This window comes from Actinocatenispora comari (genome assembly GCF_017312725.1).
Lineage (GTDB): Bacteria > Actinomycetota > Actinomycetes > Mycobacteriales > Micromonosporaceae > Actinocatenispora > Actinocatenispora comari.
Genome location: NZ_BOPO01000101.1, coordinates 44934 through 61531 on the forward strand (window position 1 = coordinate 44934; position 16598 = coordinate 61531).

Here is a 16598-nt window from a genome sequence, read left to right on the forward strand (position 1 = left end):
GACAACCACCGCAGGCGCGGTGGGGTATACCCCCGGAACGTCCGGGTGGCGCGGTCCGGCGGCGCCGCCGCTCGGCCCGCCCGGACCGGCCGACGCCGGGTCATAGACTCCCGGTGACAGGCGACGACGTGGGAGGAGCCCGGGTGCGGAAGGTGCTGATCGCCAATCGGGGCGAGATCGCGGTGCGGGTGGTACGGGCCTGCCGGGACGCCGGTCTGACCAGCGTCGCGGTGTACGCGGACGAGGACCGCGACGCGCCGCACGCCCGGCTGGCCGACGAGGCGTACGCGCTGGGCGGCGTCACCGCCGCCGAGACGTACCTGAACATCGGCACACTGATCGACGTCGCCGCCCGGGCCGGCGCCGACGCGGTGCACCCCGGGTACGGCTTCCTGTCCGAGAACGGCGACTTCGCGCAGGCGGTGCTGGACGCCGGGCTGACCTGGATCGGGCCCAGCCCGCAGGCGATCCGCGACCTCGGCGACAAGGTGACCGCCCGGCACCTCGCCGCCCGCGCCGGCGCCCCGATGACCCCCGGTACCCCGGACCCGGTGTCCGGGCCGGACGAGGTCGTCGCGTTCGCCGAGCAGTACGGGCTGCCGGTGGCGATCAAGGCGGCGTTCGGCGGCGGTGGCCGCGGCCTCAAGGTGGCCCGCGACCTCGACGACATCCCCGAGCTGTACGCGAGTGCGGTGCGCGAGGCGCAGGCGGCGTTCGGCCGCGGCGAGTGCTTCGTGGAGCGGTACCTGGACCGGCCGCGGCACGTGGAGGCGCAGGTACTGGCCGACACGTACGGCACGGTGATCGTGGTCGGCACCCGCGACTGCTCGCTGCAGCGTCGGTACCAGAAGCTGGTGGAGGAGGCGCCGGCGCCGTTCCTGTCCGACGAGCAGCGCGCCACCATCCACTCCGCCGCCAAGGCGATCTGCGCGGAGGCCGGCTACCACGGCGCCGGTACGGTCGAGTTCCTGGTCGGCGCGGACGGGATGATCTCGTTCCTGGAGGTCAACACCCGGCTGCAGGTCGAGCATCCGGTCACCGAGGAGACCGCCGGCATCGACCTGGTCCGCGAGCAGTTCCGGATCGCGGACGGTGAGCGGCTGCGCATCACCGAGGATCCGACGCCGCGCGGGCACGCGTTCGAGTTCCGGATCAACGGCGAGGACCCGGGCCGCAACTTCCTGCCGGCCCCCGGTACGGTCACCCGGTTCGTCGCGCCGGCCGGCCCCGGGGTGCGGCTGGACTCCGGGGTGGAGACCGGTTCGGTGGTCGGCGGCAACTTCGATTCGCTGCTGGCCAAGCTGATCGTCGTCGGGGAGACCCGGCAGCAGGCGTTGCAGCGCGCCGCTCGCGCCCTGGACGAGCTGCAGGTGGACGGGATGGCGACGGCGCTGCCGTTCCACCGCGCGGTGGTCCGCGACCCGGCGTTCGCGCCGGCCGACGCGGCCGAGCCGTTCGGCGTGCACACCCGCTGGATCGAGACCGAGTGGCACAACACCGTCCCGCCGTACGTGCAGCCGGCCGCACCGGCCGAAGCCGAGCCGCGCCAGACCGTCGTGGTGGAGGTTGCCGGGAAGCGGCTGGAGGTGACGCTGCCGGAGGGCCTCGGTACCGCATCGGCCGCGCCGGCCGCCGCCCGGCGGTCCGCGCCGAAGCGGCGGGCGGCCGCCCAGCACGCCGCCCCGGCCGGCGCCACCCTGGCCAGCCCGATGCAGGGCACCGTGGTCAAGGTCGCGGTGGCCGACGGCGACCTGGTCGCCGAGGGCGACCTGGTGCTGGTGCTGGAGGCGATGAAGATGGAGCAGCCGATCACCGCGCACCGCGCCGGTACCGTCACCGGGCTGTCCGCTACGGTCGGCGCCACCCTCACCGCCGGCGCCGCGATCTGCGACATCACCGACTGAGCCCGGACGCCGAGGCTTCGCATGGTCGCCGCGATCGAGGTGTACTTCGACGGCGCCGCCCAGGCCCGGCTACGCCGGCTGTGGGATGCGTTCGAGCAGGCCGGGATCCCGAGCCTGCGGGAGCACACGCACCGGCTGCACCGGCCGCACCTGTCGTTCGCGGTGGCCCGCCGGTTCGACCCGCAGCAGGTGGCGGACGCGGTGTCCGGCCTGCTGCCACCGGAGGGTGTCGAGGTCGAGTTCAGCTCGGTCGGCCAGTTCCCCGGCCGGGTGCTGTGGCTCGGTCCGGTACCCCACGCCGGGCTGCTGGCCAGGCACGATGCGGTACACCGGCGGCTGGCCGAGGCCGGCATCGAGGTCGACGCGGTGTACCGGCCGGGTGCGTGGGTCCCCCACTGCACCGTGTCCCAACAGGTACCGTGGGCCGACCTGGCGCGGGCGGTCGGGCTGTGCCTCGATGCGTTGCCGATCACCGCGTCGTTGCGTTCCGCGGCGGTCGCCGACCACTCCCGCGGGTTGTACCGACCGATCGGCTGACCGGCACCACCTGGTCGCCGTGCGCAGGAAGGGCGAGCATGAACGAGGACGTGGCCTGGTGGCTCGGTGACGGCGACTGGTACGACCGCCGGCAGCGGCAGCAGATCGAGGACCTGGATGCCGCCATCTCCGGCGCGTACGCGCAGTCGTCCCGGCTGCGCAGCCGGCTGTCGGCGATCGAGGGCAGCCTGTCGGCGAAGGTCGACCGGATCGCCGCCGCGTTCGACGCCTTCGTGGAGCTGTCCGACATCCGCGCCGAGCTGATGGTGTACAGCAAGCCGGCGGTGGTGCGGCACGCGGTGCGCGAGCTGATCGGCCAGCTGTCGGCGGGCAGCACCGTGGTGCCGCCGGACCTGCCGGAGGTGCCCGGGTACTGGCTGGTGCCGGCGACCCACGCGCTGTACGCGCAGCTGACCGACGACGACGCGACCGCCGCCCGGCACATCGAGCAGGCCACCGAGCTGGACGGCCCGCGTACCCGCTACTTCCTGACCGCGGCGCTGCGGCTGGCCGGCCCGGTCGACCTCAGCGCGGTGCAGCTCGCCGCGCTGCTGCCGGCGCCGGGCGCACCGGTGACCCGGTCGGCGCGGGCGATGTGGCGCGCCACCGCGGCCGGCGCGTTCGGCGCACCCGGTACCGCGCTGCTGGTCAGCGCCCTGGTCAGCGCGCTCGGCCGGCCGGACGCCGACCCCGCACCGGTGGTGCCCGAGCCACGCAGCGGTGACGACTCGGCGGGCTCCACCGGCGGAGCAACACGGCCGGACTCCACCGGCGGAGCAACACGGCCGGACTCCACCGGCGAGGCGGCACGGCCGGACCGGCTGCCGGCCTGGCTCACCGCGATCGGCGGCTCCGGCAACTCCGCCGGGTCGGTGGCGGGCGCGCTCGCCGGACTGGCCAAGCGGTGCGCGCCGGCGGCGGACGAACCGGCCGAGACGGCGGACCCGGCCGAACCGCTGCGCGAGATCCTCGCCGCGCTCGTCGACGAGGGGCACGAACCGGAGCGGCCGCTGCTGCGCCGGGCCGAGAAGCTGCGCTCGCTGGTGGAGTCCGGGCTGCCGCGACCCGAGTTCGAGCCGTGGGACGAGCCGGTCGGCTCGGTCGACGAGCTGGTCCGGCACGACATCTTCGGCTCCGACGCCGGCCCGCTGCGGGCCCCCGCGGTACGCGCCGCGCTGCCCTGGCTCACCCACGCCGCGGACACCCTGGTCGCCGGCGTCTCCGCGCCGCCGCGGGCCCGTACCGCCCGGATCCGGGGCCGGGAGGTCACGGTCACCGCGTCCGGCGCCGACGCCACCGTGCTCGATCAGCTGCGTACCGAGTCCGACGCGTCGCACCAGACCTCGTCGACCCGGCTGATCGCCGGCCTGGTGGTCGGCGCGGTCGGTCTGGTCGCCGGCGTGCTCGGTGCCGTCGCCAGCAACACGTTGGTGATCGTGCTCGGCGTCCTGGCGCTCGTCGTCGGCGTCGGGGTCGCAGTCTCCGGCTGGCGCAGCAACGCCGAAGCGAAGCGGTACGCCGAGATGGACCGGGACGCGCTGGAACGGTCGATCCAGAGCCAGGTGGAGACGCTGCGGCAGACGGTGGAGCAGGACAACCGCGACCGGGCGCTGCTGGACCGGGCCCGGGCCGACCTGTCCGAGGCGCTCGCCCAGCCCGCCGCCACCCGCTGACCGCGCCCCGCTCGCCCAGCCCGCCGCTGACCGCGCCCGCCAGACTCGCCCAGCCCGCCGCTGACCGCGCCGCACTCGCCCAGCCCGCCGCCACCCGCCGACCGCGCGGCGCGGTCTGTCCACCATGGACGGACTACGGCGCGCCGCGCACCCGTCGCCCATTGTTCATCGCGCCGGCTTTGAGCTGTTTGCCAGCCATCGCCGACTCTTTCGGTGTCCCCTCATTTCACCGAAAGAGGCGAGATGTCCCCTCTCAGTCGTCGCCGCCTGCTCGGAACCGCCGCCGGGGTCGCCGGTGGCGCCGCAGCCGCCACCCTGCTCCCGATCGAGGTCCAGCAGGCGATCGCCGAGCCCACCCCAGCGGGCTCGTCGCTGCGCGACGTCGAGCACGTCGTGCTGATCATGCAGGAGAACCGGTCCTTCGACCACTACTTCGGCACGCTGCGCGGCGTGCGCGGACTCAACGACCCGGACGCGCTCACCCTGTCCACCGGGCGTTCGGTGTTCCACCAACCGGATCCGGCGAACCCGGACGGCTACCTGCTGCCGTTCCACCTGGACACGCGCACCACCAGCGCGCAGGCCATCCCGTCCACCAGCCACGCCTGGTCGGTCCAGCACGACGCCTGGCACGGCGGGAAGATGGACAACTGGCTGCCCGCACACCGGGCGGTCGAGCCCGCGAACGCCCCGTACGTGATGGGCTACCACACCCGGGCGGACATCCCGTTCCAGTTCGCCCTGGCCGAGTCGTTCACCTTGTGCGACAACTACTTCAGCTCGGTTCTCGGGCCCACCTGGCCGAACCGGATGATGTGGATGACCGGCACCGTCAACGCCGGCGGTACCGGCGGCGGCCCGATCATCAGCAACAAGGCGCCCGCCGGCGGGTACACCTGGACCACGTACGCGGAACGGTTGCAGGCCGCCGGCGTCAGCTGGCAAGTGTACCAGCAGGAGGACAACTACGGCTGCAACATGCTGGAGAACTTCGCCGCCTTCCGCGCCGCCGAGCCCGGCGATCCGCTGTACGACCGAGGTGTCCGCAAGGGACCGGAGGGCGCGTTCGAGGCGGCCGCCCGCGCCGGTGCACTGCCGACCGTGTCCTGGCTGATCCCCACCTCGACGCAGTCCGAACACCCCGACTACCTGCCGGCCGCCGGCGCGGACTGGGTGGCGAGCAAGCTCGCCGCGATCGCGAGCAACCGGGACCTGTGGCGCAGCACCGTGGTGATCATCAACTACGACGAGAACGACGGCCTGTTCGACCACGTACCGCCGCCGACCCCACCCGCCGGTACCGCGGGGGAGTTCGTCGGTGGGCTGCCGGTCGGTGGCGGCTTCCGGGTACCGGCGATCATCGTGTCACCGTGGACGGTCGGCGGCTGGGTCGCCACCGACCCGTTCGACCACACCTCGTGCCTGCGCTTCCTGGAGCACGTCACCGGCGTCGCCGAGCCGAACATCTCGGCCTGGCGGCGCGCCACGTTCGGCGACTTCACCTCGGCGTTCCCGTTCCGCGAGGGTGCCCGGCGGCCGCCGCGGCTGCCGGACACCAAGGACGAGCTGGCCCGGGCCGAGTGGGAGGTGGCGCACCTGCCGAAGCCGACCCTGCCCGGCGCCGACCAGCACCCACCGCGGCAGGAGCCCGGCCGGCGCCGCCAGATCCGCCCCGACACTGACCGTCGCCGCCCGGCCGGCGCCGCACCGCGCCGGCTTCGGTGCCGGCCACGATGGCTCGGTGCCGGTCGGAGTCGCTCGATGCCGGCCGAGGCGCGCAGTGCCGGTCGGGGCGCTCAGTGCCGGCCGGGGCGTTCGGTGCCGGTCGGGGCGCTCAGTGCCGGACGGCGGCGAGCGGTTCGAGCAGCGCCGTCTCCCACATGTCCGCGTACGGCTGGGGCTCCTCGACCAGCACCAGGTGCCGGGCCAGCCGCTCGGCGATCACCTCGGTCGCCTCGCGCAGGCTGCCCACGTCGGCCAGGTGCTGCCTCAGGTAGCGCACCTTCAACCCGGGCACCGTCGAGCGCGGATAGCCGAGCTTCTCGGCGTTGTGGGCGGTCACCCGCACCACGTTGTACCCGTTGATCGGGTCGAGGGTGTCCCACTCCTTCCCGAGGGTCGGCCCGTGCAGCACGGTCGGCTCGTCCGACCTGGGCTCCGGCGGTGTGGACATGATCAGCGCTCCCGTTCGACCAGAACCATCCGTCGACGACCCGTACCGCCGCCCACACATCGACAAACGCCGCACTCGGCGGCCCCTCAATTCATACCCGGAGCGATCAAGGCGCGCACCCCGTCGTCGGGCGACCTGCCCGGACGGTAACCGGTCCGGGCGCGTCCCGCACCGGCCGCTTCAATAGGCGACAGACGCCGGCACTCAGTCGAACTCGTGCTGCATCAGCTGGCGGGCCGCCTCGGCCAGCGAGCCGGACAGCGACGGGTAGATCGTGATGGTCTGCGCGAGCTGCTGCACCGACAGGTGGTGCTCGATCGCCATCGCGATCGGCAGGATCAGCTCGGACGCCTTCGGCGCCACCACGACGCCGCCCACCACCAGCCCGGACGCCGGGCGGCAGAACAGCTTGACGAAGCCGTCCCGGATGCCCTGCATCTTCGCCCGCGGGTTGGTCCGCAGCGGCAGCATCACCGTGCGGGCCGGTACCTTGCCCGAATCGACCGCCGCCTGGGAGGCGCCGACGGTGGCGATCTCCGGGTCGGTGAACACGTTCGCCGACACGGTGGACAGCCGCAGCGGCTGCACCGCCTCGCCCAGCGCGTGCCACATCGCGATCCGGCCCTGCATGCCGGCGACCGACGCGAGCATCAGCAGCCCGGTGCAGTCACCGGCCGCGTAGATGCCCGGCACGTTGGTGCGCGACACCCGGTCGACGGTGACGAAGCCGCCACGGCCCAGCGCCACGCCGTACTCTTCCAGGCCCAGGCCGGCCGTGTTCGGCACCGAACCGACCGTCATCAGCGCGTGCGAGCCGTGGATCACCCGGCCGTCGGTCAGCTCGACCCGTACCCCGTCGCCGTCGCGCCGCACGCTCGCCGCGCGGGACCGGTGCAGGACGGTCATGCCCCGGTCGCCGAACACCTGCTCCAGCGCCGTGGCCGCGTCGGTGTCCTCGCTCGGCAGTACCCGGTCGCGGCTGGACACCAGGGTCACGTCGACGCCCATCGCGAGGTACGCGGAGGCGAACTCGGCGCCGGTCACGCCGGAGCCGACCACGATCAGCTTCTCCGGCAGCTCGGGCAGGTCGTACACCTGGCGCCAGGTCAGGATCCGCTCGCCGTCCGGGCGGGCGTCCGGCAGCACCCGCGGCGTCGCGCCGGTGGCGAGCAGCACCACGTCCGCGTCCACCTGGTACTCGGCGCCGTCTGCCGGGGTGATCCGGACCCGGTGGGTGTGGCCGAGGGTGTCCTCGGCGAGCCGCGCGGTCCCGGTGACGATCTCGACGCCGGACTTCGCCACCTTGTCGTGGATGTCCTCGGACTGCTTCGCGGCCAGCCGCTTCACCCGGCCGTGCACCGCCGCCGCGTCCACCGTGGCCCGCCCGGCGCGCACCCCGAGGGCCTCGGCGCCGCGGAACGTGGTGACCACGTCGGAGGAGGCGATGAACGTCTTGCTCGGCACGCAGTCGTACAGCACGCAGGCGCCGCCCGAGCCGTCCCGTTCGACCAGGGTGACCTCGGCGCCGAGCTGCGCGGCGACGAGCGCCGCCTCGTACCCGGCCGGGCCGCCCCCGACGATGACGATGCGTGCCACCACTGACTCCGATCTGCGACGTCGCGTTCGAGTAGCTCCTGCCTGCGGATTCTCCTCCTCTTCCGGCCGCGCCGCCGCAGCCGGGGTACCGCCCGCGTACCGAAAAGTGGGACGTACGCATCATCGTGCGGCCAGTCGCCCCGGGACGGGCGCGTGCCCGACTAGTGTTGCCTTCCGTGTCGCTGTATGCCGCGTACGGCTCGAACCTCGATCCCGCCCTGATGCGGGAGCGCTGCCCGCACTCCCCGCTGGTCGGTACCGGCTGGTTGGAGGGCTGGCGGCTGACCTTCGGTGGCGCCGAGCTCGGCTGGACCGACGGCCCGCTCGCCACCATCGTCGAGGACCCGGCCGAGCGGGTCTTCGTCGCGCTGTACGACCTGCACAAGTTCGACGAGCCCGCGCTGAACCGGTGGGAGGGCCTGGAGAGCGGCCTCTACCGCAAGCTGCGCCTGCGGGTCGAGACGCTGGAGGGCGACCAGCTCGCCCGGGTGCACGTGCTGCACGGCTACGAGGGCGGGCTGCCCTCGGCGCTGCACGTGCAGCTCGTCGCGGACGCCGCGGTCAAGGCCGGTGCCCCGGACGACTACGTCAAGGCGATCCGCGCCCGCCCCTCACTCTGACGACCGCTCACGGATCGGTCCCGGCGACACCCGTGCGATTAAGACCTACTATTCAGATAGAATCGATAGGGAATTGGAGGTCGGGTGATTCTGCCGGTGGTGGTCGTCGGGGACGGCGCCAGCGCGACGCTGGCGACCGTCGCGCTGACCCGCCGCGGCATCGGTCCCGTCCTGCTGATCGGCTCTGGAGCCACACCGGGAGCCGGCCTCGCCTACCGCACCACCGAACCCCTGCACCTGCTGAACTCGCGCGCCGCGACGATGAGCGCGGACAGCACCCGGCCCACCGGCCTGATCGACTGGTGCCGCGCCGTCGGCCGCCCGATCGGCCCATCCGGCTTCCTGCCCCGCCGCCGGTACGGGCGTTACCTCGCGGCGACGCTGGACGCGACGGGCTACCACGACCTGGTGCCCGGCCGCGCCGTCGCCGTGCGCCACACCGGCGACCAGGTCGAGATCACGCTCGGCGACGGCCGACGGATCGCCGGCCGGGCCGCGGTCCTCGCCACCGGCCATGACGCCCCGGCGCCGCCCCTGCCCGGCCCCTGGGACCACCCGCGGGCGAGCCTGGACCCGTGGCGGCCCGGCGCGCTGGACCGGGCCGCCACCGCCGACCGGGTACTGCTGGTCGGGACCGGGTTGACCGCCGTCGACGCCGCACTGGCGATCCACCGGCGGCACCCGGACGCCCGGATCGTCGCGATCAGCCGGCACGGACTGCTGCCCACCGCGCACCGGGCCGAACCCGCCCCGCCGGTACGGCTCGACCGCGTGCCCCGCGGCCTGCCCGACCTGCTCGCCGCGGTACGGGCGGCGATCGCCGCCGGTGCCGACTGGCGCGCCGTCGTGGACGGGCTGCGGTGCGACGCCGACCGGATCTGGGCCACCCTGCCGCCGCCGGCGCGGCGCCGGTTCATCGCACACGTCGACCGGTACTGGCAGGTGCACCGGCACCGGATGGCGCCGCCGGTGGCCAGGGCGGTGACCGGGTTGCGCGAGAGCGGTGCGCTGACCGTACTGGCGGGGCGGCTGGACCGCTTCGGGCCGAGCGGGGACGGGCTCGTCGCCGTGACCGACCGCGGGCGGGAACTGCCCTGCGGCGCGCTGCTGAACTGTACCGGGCCGGGCCGGTGGGCCACCGGAACCGATCCGCTCGCGGCATCGGTCCGGTCGGCCGGCCTCGCCCGGCTCGACGACACCGGCGTCGGCCTGTGCTGCGACCCGGCCGGGCGAACCACCCCGTCGTCGCCGCTGTTCGTCCTCGGCCCACCGCGGCTCGGCGGTTCGTGGGAGACGACCGCGATCCCGGAGATCCGCGCCCAGGCCGACGCCATCGCCGACGCGCTCGCCACCGCCGCCGTCCGGCAACCCGTGGCCTGATCCCGGCGACCGGCAGGCCGCCGGCCGATCCGGGAGACGGGTGGCCCGCGGCCGATCCGGGAGACCGGCAGGCCGCGGGGTGATCCGGCGACCGGCGGTTCGCGGGCCGACCACCGGACCGCCCGTCCCGCCGGTGCCGGCCCGCCCCGCTGGGCGAGCTGGACCGGCTGGCACCCCTCCGGCGAGCACCTCGTGCACCGGAACCGGCGCCGGCCGCCGAGTTCCGCGCCACCCACCGCCGCCCGCGGCGGTCCCGAACCACGACAAGGAGTACCCGATGACCACGACCACCGGGATCGATCCCGCCGAGCTGGCCCGCCGGTACGCGGCCGGCGACCACACACCCGTCTTCGACCCGCGGCAACGCTGGTACCGCCGGCTGCACGGCACCGCCGACCACGAGGCATGGCTGTTGACCTGGCTGCCCGGGCAGGGCACCGACCTGCACGACCACGGCGGCGCGAGCGGCGCGTTCACCGTACTGAGCGGCACCGTCGCCGAGGACGTCGTCGCCCCGGCCGGGCTCACCACGGTGCGCTGGGACGTCGGCGCGGTGCGGTCGTTCGGGCCGCACCACATCCACCGGGTGCACAACGACGGCCACGAGCCGGTCGTGACCCTGCACGTGTACGCGCCGGGACTGACCGCGATGTCGCAGTACGACTACGTGGACGGGCAGCTGCGGCTGCTGCGCACCGACCAGGCCGGGGTGGACTGGTGACCGCCGCGATCGACACGATGCTCGCCACCGCGCGACGCCGGCTGCACCGGCTCACCCCGGCGCAGGCGCACCGCGCGGTCCTCGACGGCGCGCTGCTGGTGGACATCCGGCCGGCCGCGCAACGCCGGGCCGAGGGCGGCGTCCCCGGCGCCCTGGTGGTCGAGCGCAACGTGCTGGAGTGGCGGTTCGATCCGACCTGCCCGGCCCGGCTTCCGCAGGCCACCGGGCCCGACGTGCCGGTCGTGATCCTCTGCTCGGAGGGGTACACCTCGTCGCTGGCCGCGGCTAGCCTGCAGGAACTCGGCCTGTACCGGGCGACCGACGTGATCGGCGGCTACCGGGCCTGGCGCGCCGCCGGGCTGCCGGTCGACTGAACCGCGACCGCCCCGCGATCGGCTCCGGCCGCGGGGCGGCCGGTCACAGCGACGGGTCGGACAGCGCGGCCAGGGCGGTGTGCACCAGCACCCGCACGCCGTGCCCGATCGCCGCCTCGTCCACGTCGAAGTTCGGCTGGTGCAGGTCGAGCTGCTCGCCGGGCCGGCCCACGCCGAGCCGGGCCATCGCCCCCGGCACGTGCTCCAGGTACCAGGCGAAGTCCTCGCCGCCCATGCTGATCGGCGCCTCCACCACGTGCTCGGGGCCGAGCGCGGCGGCCGCCGCGGCACCGAACACCGCCGCCGCCGTACGGTCGTTGACCACCGGCGGCACGCCGCGGCTGTAGTCCACCTCGACCCGGGTACCGGTACCGGCCGCGGCGGCGTGCACCAGCTCCTCCACCAGCGCCGGGGCCTCGCCCCACGCCGCGCGGTCGAGCACCCGCACCGTCGCCTCGGCCGTACCCTCGCGCGGGATCGCGTTCGCCGCCTGCCCGGCGTGTACCGCGCCGAACACCACCGAGATGCCCGAGCGCGGGTCGGCCCGGCGGGAGACCAGCGCCGGCACCTCGACGACGACCTTGGCCAGCGCGTGCACCAGGTCGGCGGTCAGGTGTGGCCGGGCGGTGTGGCCGCCGGCGCCGGACAGCCGGATCCGCATCATGTCGGCCGCCGCGGTCAGCGGCCCGGACCGGACGCCGACCAGCCCGGTCGGCAGCTTCGGGTCGCAGTGGAACGCGAACACCGCGCGGGCGTCGGCCAGCCCGCCGGCGGCGACCATCTGCGGCGCGCCGGACGGGAACTTCTCCTCGGTCGGCTGCAGCAGCAGCCGAACCCGGCCGGGCAGCTGGCCGCGCGCGGCCAGTTCGGCCAGCGCCAGCCCGGCGCCGGCCACCACGGTGGCGTGCACGTCGTGGCCGCACGCGTGGCAGGCGCCGGCCACGGTCGACCGGTACGGCACGTCCTTGACGTCGTCCATCGGCAGCGCGTCGATGTCGCCGCGCAGCGCGATCAGCGGCGTGCCCGGCTCGTCCGGGCCGACCTCGCAGAGCACCCCGTTGCCGGTCGGCAGCAGCCGCGGCGTCAACCCGGCCGCGGTGAGCACGCCGGCCAGGTGCGCCGCCGTGTTCTGCTCGTGCCCGGACAGCTCCGGATGGGCGTGCAGGTGCCGGCGCAGCGCGACGAGGTCGGCCTGGTGCCGGCCGAGCCAGTCGTCGAGCAGGTCGGGCAGCGGGTCGGCGCCCGACTCGCACGGGGTGGGCAGGTCGGCGCTGAGCGTGGATGCAGTCACGGTCGGATCGTCTCGATCTCGGGTCGACGGACAGTTACGGAACGCACTCGCACCGGGTGTGCGGACAGCGACCCGGCGGTACCGGCCGGATCGGCGTCGAGATCCCCGGTGAACGCGAGAATCCTAGACCTGCCCGATCGCCCCTCAGCGACCGGAACACCGACCGTCCCACCCATCGTCCGAGCCTGTTTGCAGGGAAAATCCCCGAATCCGGGCCGGACACCGGTCGCGGCGGCCGGCCCGGGTCGCGGGTCGGGCCGCACGGTCCGGCCAGCCGGCGCCGTCGGGATGCCGCGCCCGCCCGGCCACCACCGGCTACAACGCCGTACCGGTACCGGTGGTGACGCTGCGGGGTCGCCCGTCCGTGCGGCGGGTGACGCGGCGGTCCGTCAGAACCGTTCGGCCGGGCGGTACGTGCCCCAGACATCGCGCAGCGCATGGCAGACCTCACCGACCGTGGCCCGGGCAGCGAGCGCCGCCTTCAGCGGCGGCAGCACGTTGTCGGTACCGGCCGCGGCGGCGCGCACCGCGGCGAGCGCCGCCCGTACCGCCGGGTCGTCCCGGTCGGCGCGCAGTGCGGCCAGCCGCTTCTCCTGCTCGGCGCCGATCGTCGGGTCGACCCGCAACGGCTCGTACGGCTCGTCGCCGTCGCTGGTGAACCGGTTGACGCCGACCACGGTGCGCTCGCCGGACTCGATCTGCTGCGCCACCTGGTAGGCGGACAGCTCGATCTCCTGCTTCTGGAAGCCGGCCTCGATCGCCGCGACCGCCGAACCGTGCTCGAACACCTTGTCGATCAGCGCGACCGCCGCGTCCTCCACCTCGTCGGTCAGCCCCTCCACCAGGTACGACCCGGCGAACGGGTCGACGGTGCCGGTCAGGTCGGTCTCGTACGCCAGCACCTGCTGGGTGCGCAACGCGAGCCGGGCCGCTTTCTCGGTCGGCAGCGCGATCGCCTCGTCGTACGAGTTGGTGTGCAGCGACTGGGTGCCACCGAGCACCGCACCGAGGCCCTGCACGGCGACCCGGACCAGGTTCACCTCCGGCTGCTGGGCGGTCAGCTGCACCCCGGCGGTCTGGGTGTGGAACCGCAGCATCTGCGCCTTCGGGTTGGTGGCGCCGAACCGCTCGCGCATGATCCGGGCCCAGATCCGGCGCGCCGCGCGGAACTTCGCGACCTCCTCCAGCAGGGTGGTGCGCGCCACGAAGAAGAAGCTCAGCCGCGGCCCGAAGTCGTCCACCGCGAGGCCCGCGTCGACCGCGGTCTGCACGTACTCGATGCCGTTGGCCAGGGTGAACGCGATCTCCTGGGCGGGCGTCGCGCCGGCCTCGGCCATGTGGTAGCCGGAGATCGAGATGGTGTTCCAGCGCGGCAGCTCGCTCGCGCAGTAGCCGAACGTGTCGGCCACCAGCCGCAGCGACGGCCGCGGCGGGAAGATGTACGTGCCGCGGGCGATGTACTCCTTGAGCACGTCGTTCTGGATCGTGCCGGTCAGCTTCGCCCCCGGCACCCCTTGCTCCTCGGCGACCAGCTGGTAGAGCAGCAGCAGCACCGCGGCCGGCGCGTTGATCGTCATCGAGGTGGAGACCTCGCCGAGCGGGATCCGGTCGAACAGGGTGCGCATGTCGTCGATCGAGTCGATCGCGACGCCGACCTTGCCGACCTCGCCGTGCGCGATCGGCTCGTCCGAGTCGTACCCCATCTGGGTGGGCAGGTCGAACGCGACGGACAGGCCGTGACCGCCCGCGGCGAGCAGCTGGTGGTAGCGGGCGTTGGATTCGCGCGCCGTACCGAACCCGGCATACTGGCGCATGGTCCACGGCCGGGAGGTGTACATCGTGGGATATACGCCCCGAGTGAACGGATATTCACCCGGTGCACCCAGCCGCGCGTCCAGCCCCGGCCGCACGTCGTCCGGGCCGGCCACCGTGGGCAGCTCGATGCCCGACTCCGACCGGTACGCCCCGGTCATCGGCCCGCCTCGCGCCGCCACCTGTCGGACTGTCGCCACCCCGACGTACCGTGTGGGCCGACCGACGCGTGCGGCGGCACGGCGGGAACTGGCATGGCTGCGGTCATGCGCCGATCGTAGGCGCCGCGCCGGGCCGGCGCACCGGCGCACGACCGGTGCCGGTGTCGCCGCCGGGCCAGCCGGTCGGCGGTCGCCGCACCGCCAGGTCGGCCCCGCGCCGGTCGCCTCGACGCCGGGCCCGATCCGACCCGGCGTCACGACCCGATGGACGGAAGGTGATGGCGCGATGGACGGTGCGACCCCCACGCTGCGCGCCCTGCGCCGACCGCCCACACTAGGGCGTGTTTCGAAACCCCCCATGGTCCCGAAACACACCCTGGGACGCATTTCGGAACCCCCGGCGCGTTGCATTCCGAAACACGTCCTGGTGACCGTTTCGTACCGATGCCCGCTTCGGAGGCCGCCCCGCACCGGGGAGCGGTCGACTACCGGAGGACCCACCTCGTGACCACCCCAGCTTCCCTCGGCGGCACCCCCGACCAGCCGCCCCAGGCGCCGAGCGACAGCCACGGCAGCGCCGGCGCGGTCATCGGCGGTCGGTACACGCTGCACGAGCTGATCGGCTCCGGCGGCATGGGCGCGGTCTGGCGCGCCTGGGACGACCTGCTGCGCCGGGACGTCGCGATCAAGGAGGTACTGCTGCCGCCGGGCATCCCCGCCGACGAGCGGGCCGCCCTCTACGAGCGCACCCTGCGCGAGGCGCGGGCCGCGGCCAGCCTGTCGCACCCGTCGGTGGTCCGGATGTACGACGTGGTCCAGGACGCCGACCGCCCGTGGCTGGTGATGGAGCTGCTGCAGGCCCGCAGCATCGCCGACATGATCACCCGCAACGGCCCGCTGCCGCCCCGCGCGGTGGCCAAGATCGGCCTGTCCGTGCTCGGCGCGCTGGAGGCCGCACACTCCGCCGGGGTGCTGCACCGCGACGTGAAGCCGGCGAACGTGCTGATCTGCTCGGACGGCCGGTGCGTGCTGACCGACTTCGGTGTCGCCCGGATCATGACCGACCAGAACGCGGCGCTCACCACGCCGGGCATGGTGCTCGGCTCCCCGCAGTACATCTCGCCGGAGCGGGCGATGGGCGCCGAGTTCGGCCCGCCGTCCGACCTGTTCTCGCTCGGCGTCACGCTCTACACCGCGGCGCAGGGCACCCCGCCGTTCGACCGGGGCGACCCGCTGTCGACCATGCACGCCGTCGTCTACGAGGACCCGGAGCCGCCGCGCAACGCCGGCCCGCTCGCCCCGGTACTGCTCGGGCTGCTGGTCAAGGACCCGGCCCAGCGCTGGGACGTGGACCGCACCCGGTCCGAGCTGCGCGCCGCGCTGGCCGGGCCGCTGGCCCCCGGCGCCCAGCCGGCCCCCGGTGGGTACGCCGCGGGTTCCCCGATGTCGGGGCCGCCCGCACCGGCGCCCGGCGTCCCCGGTCCGATGAGCGGGGCCCCGGCACCCGGCGTGCCCGGACCGATGTCCGGCGCTCCGGCGCCGGGCCAGTTCGGGGTGCCGGGGCCGATGTCCGGCGCGCCCGCCCCCGGGATGCCCGGGCCCGGCATGGCCGGCGCGCCGGCTGGCGGGATGGCCGGGCCGATGTCCGGCCCACCGGCGTCCGGCGGACCGGCCAACCCGATGCGCGCCACCGCGTCCGTGCCCCAGCGGTACCCGGAACCCGGCTACGGCGACGGGTACGAGCAGCCGCACGCACCGTCCCGCCAGCTGCGGCACCTCGGTCCGTGGCTGGTCGGTGCCGGCGCCGCGATCGTGGTGATCATCCTGGTCGTGGTGGCGCTCGGCGCCGGCGGCGCGTTCAGCCCGGACGAGCCGAGCACGAACTCGACGACGCCGGCGGCGGAGAGCGGTGGCCCGACCAAGGCGGTACACAACCCGGCGGGGTTCAGCACCGTGGTGGCGAAGAACTGGCCGCAGACCGCCAAGTCGCCCCAGACGTTCACCGACCCCGCCGACAGCAAGGCGTGGATCCGGTTCCAGGCGAACCGCACCGGCAGCCACCCCGCCGCGTTCCTGCGCGGCTCGGAGAAGGGGCTGCGCGGCAGCTACGGCAACTACCAGCGGGTCGCGCTGCGCTCCGGGGTCAAGCTCGGCGGCCACGATGCGGCGGAGATCGAGTACACGCTCACCGACCACGGCCAGGCCCGCCACGCGCTGTGGCGGGTCACCGCGGTCGACGGGCACCTGTACGAGGTGTACCTGTCGGTGCCGCAGCGGATGTTCGCCAAGGACAAGGCGGTCTACCAGCAGGCGGTGAAGAGCTACCGGTTCGACTGACCGCCAGGGCGTGTCCGGA

At 74.4% G+C, this 16598-nt stretch carries 12 protein-coding genes; 9 read left to right on the forward strand and 3 right to left on the reverse strand.

Going from position 1 to position 16598, the window contains the following annotated elements; genetic code table 11:
• Positions 1 to 143: 143 nt before the first annotated feature.
• The 4 genes from NUM_RS24685 to NUM_RS24700 all read left to right on the forward strand — a co-directional run bounded on the left by NUM_RS24685 (position 144) and on the right by NUM_RS24700 (position 6199).
• Entirely contained in the window at positions 144 to 1904 is a 1761-nt protein-coding gene (locus NUM_RS24685) for an acetyl/propionyl/methylcrotonyl-CoA carboxylase subunit alpha (protein WP_207127312.1), read from the forward strand.
• A 21-nt stretch (positions 1905 to 1925) separates the two neighbouring features.
• Positions 1926 to 2441: a 2'-5' RNA ligase family protein gene (locus NUM_RS24690; protein WP_207127313.1), complete on the forward strand. Its 516-nt coding sequence runs from the start codon at positions 1926 to 1928 to the stop codon at positions 2439 to 2441.
• Positions 2442 to 2479: 38 nt separating this feature from the next.
• Complete coding sequence (locus NUM_RS24695; protein ID WP_207127314.1) at positions 2480 to 4114, forward strand: hypothetical protein; 1635 nt, start codon at positions 2480 to 2482, stop codon at positions 4112 to 4114.
• A gap of 243 nt (positions 4115 to 4357) precedes the next feature.
• Positions 4358 to 6199: a phospholipase C gene (locus tag NUM_RS24700; RefSeq protein ID WP_225918830.1), complete on the forward strand. Its 1842-nt coding sequence runs from the start codon at positions 4358 to 4360 to the stop codon at positions 6197 to 6199.
• Positions 6200 to 6491: 292 nt separating this feature from the next.
• Here NUM_RS24700 and NUM_RS24705 read toward each other — a convergent pair whose 3' ends face one another.
• A complete protein-coding gene (locus NUM_RS24705; protein WP_207127315.1) occupies positions 6492 to 7883 on the reverse strand; it encodes an NAD(P)H-quinone dehydrogenase in 1392 nt (463 codons plus the stop codon).
• Positions 7884 to 8059: 176 nt separating this feature from the next.
• Here NUM_RS24705 and NUM_RS24710 point away from each other — a divergent pair, with 176 nt between their 5' ends.
• The 4 genes from NUM_RS24710 (at position 8060) to NUM_RS24725 (ending at position 10978) form a co-directional block, all read left to right on the forward strand.
• Positions 8060 to 8503 carry a gamma-glutamylcyclotransferase family protein gene (locus NUM_RS24710; protein ID WP_207127316.1) on the forward strand — a complete coding sequence of 148 codons (444 nt, stop codon included), beginning with the start codon at positions 8060 to 8062 and terminating at the stop codon, positions 8501 to 8503.
• Positions 8504 to 8587: 84 nt separating this feature from the next.
• The gene (locus NUM_RS24715) at positions 8588 to 9883 is read left to right on the forward strand and encodes an FAD/NAD(P)-binding protein (protein ID WP_207127317.1); all 1296 of its coding nucleotides are present in this window, start codon (positions 8588 to 8590) and stop codon (positions 9881 to 9883) included.
• A gap of 277 nt (positions 9884 to 10160) precedes the next feature.
• On the forward strand, positions 10161 to 10604 hold the full coding sequence (locus tag NUM_RS24720) for a cysteine dioxygenase (protein WP_207127318.1): 444 nt from the start codon (positions 10161 to 10163) through the stop codon (positions 10602 to 10604).
• 17 nt (positions 10605 to 10621) lie between these two features.
• Positions 10622 to 10978, forward strand: coding sequence for a rhodanese-like domain-containing protein (locus tag NUM_RS24725; RefSeq protein ID WP_207127359.1), 357 nt, complete (start codon positions 10622 to 10624; stop codon positions 10976 to 10978).
• A gap of 43 nt (positions 10979 to 11021) precedes the next feature.
• Here NUM_RS24725 and NUM_RS24730 read toward each other — a convergent pair whose 3' ends face one another.
• Both NUM_RS24730 and NUM_RS24735 read right to left on the reverse strand, forming a co-directional pair.
• A complete protein-coding gene (locus NUM_RS24730; protein WP_207127319.1) occupies positions 11022 to 12269 on the reverse strand; it encodes an amidohydrolase in 1248 nt (415 codons plus the stop codon).
• A 389-nt stretch (positions 12270 to 12658) separates the two neighbouring features.
• Positions 12659 to 14242, reverse strand: coding sequence for an acyl-CoA mutase large subunit family protein (locus tag NUM_RS24735; protein ID WP_207127320.1), 1584 nt, complete (start codon positions 14240 to 14242; stop codon positions 12659 to 12661).
• A 504-nt stretch (positions 14243 to 14746) separates the two neighbouring features.
• On the opposite strand from NUM_RS24735, the gene NUM_RS24740 reads away from it, so the two are divergent.
• Positions 14747 to 16579, forward strand: coding sequence for a serine/threonine-protein kinase (locus tag NUM_RS24740; protein ID WP_207127321.1), 1833 nt, complete (start codon positions 14747 to 14749; stop codon positions 16577 to 16579).
• Positions 16580 to 16598 lie beyond the last annotated feature (19 nt).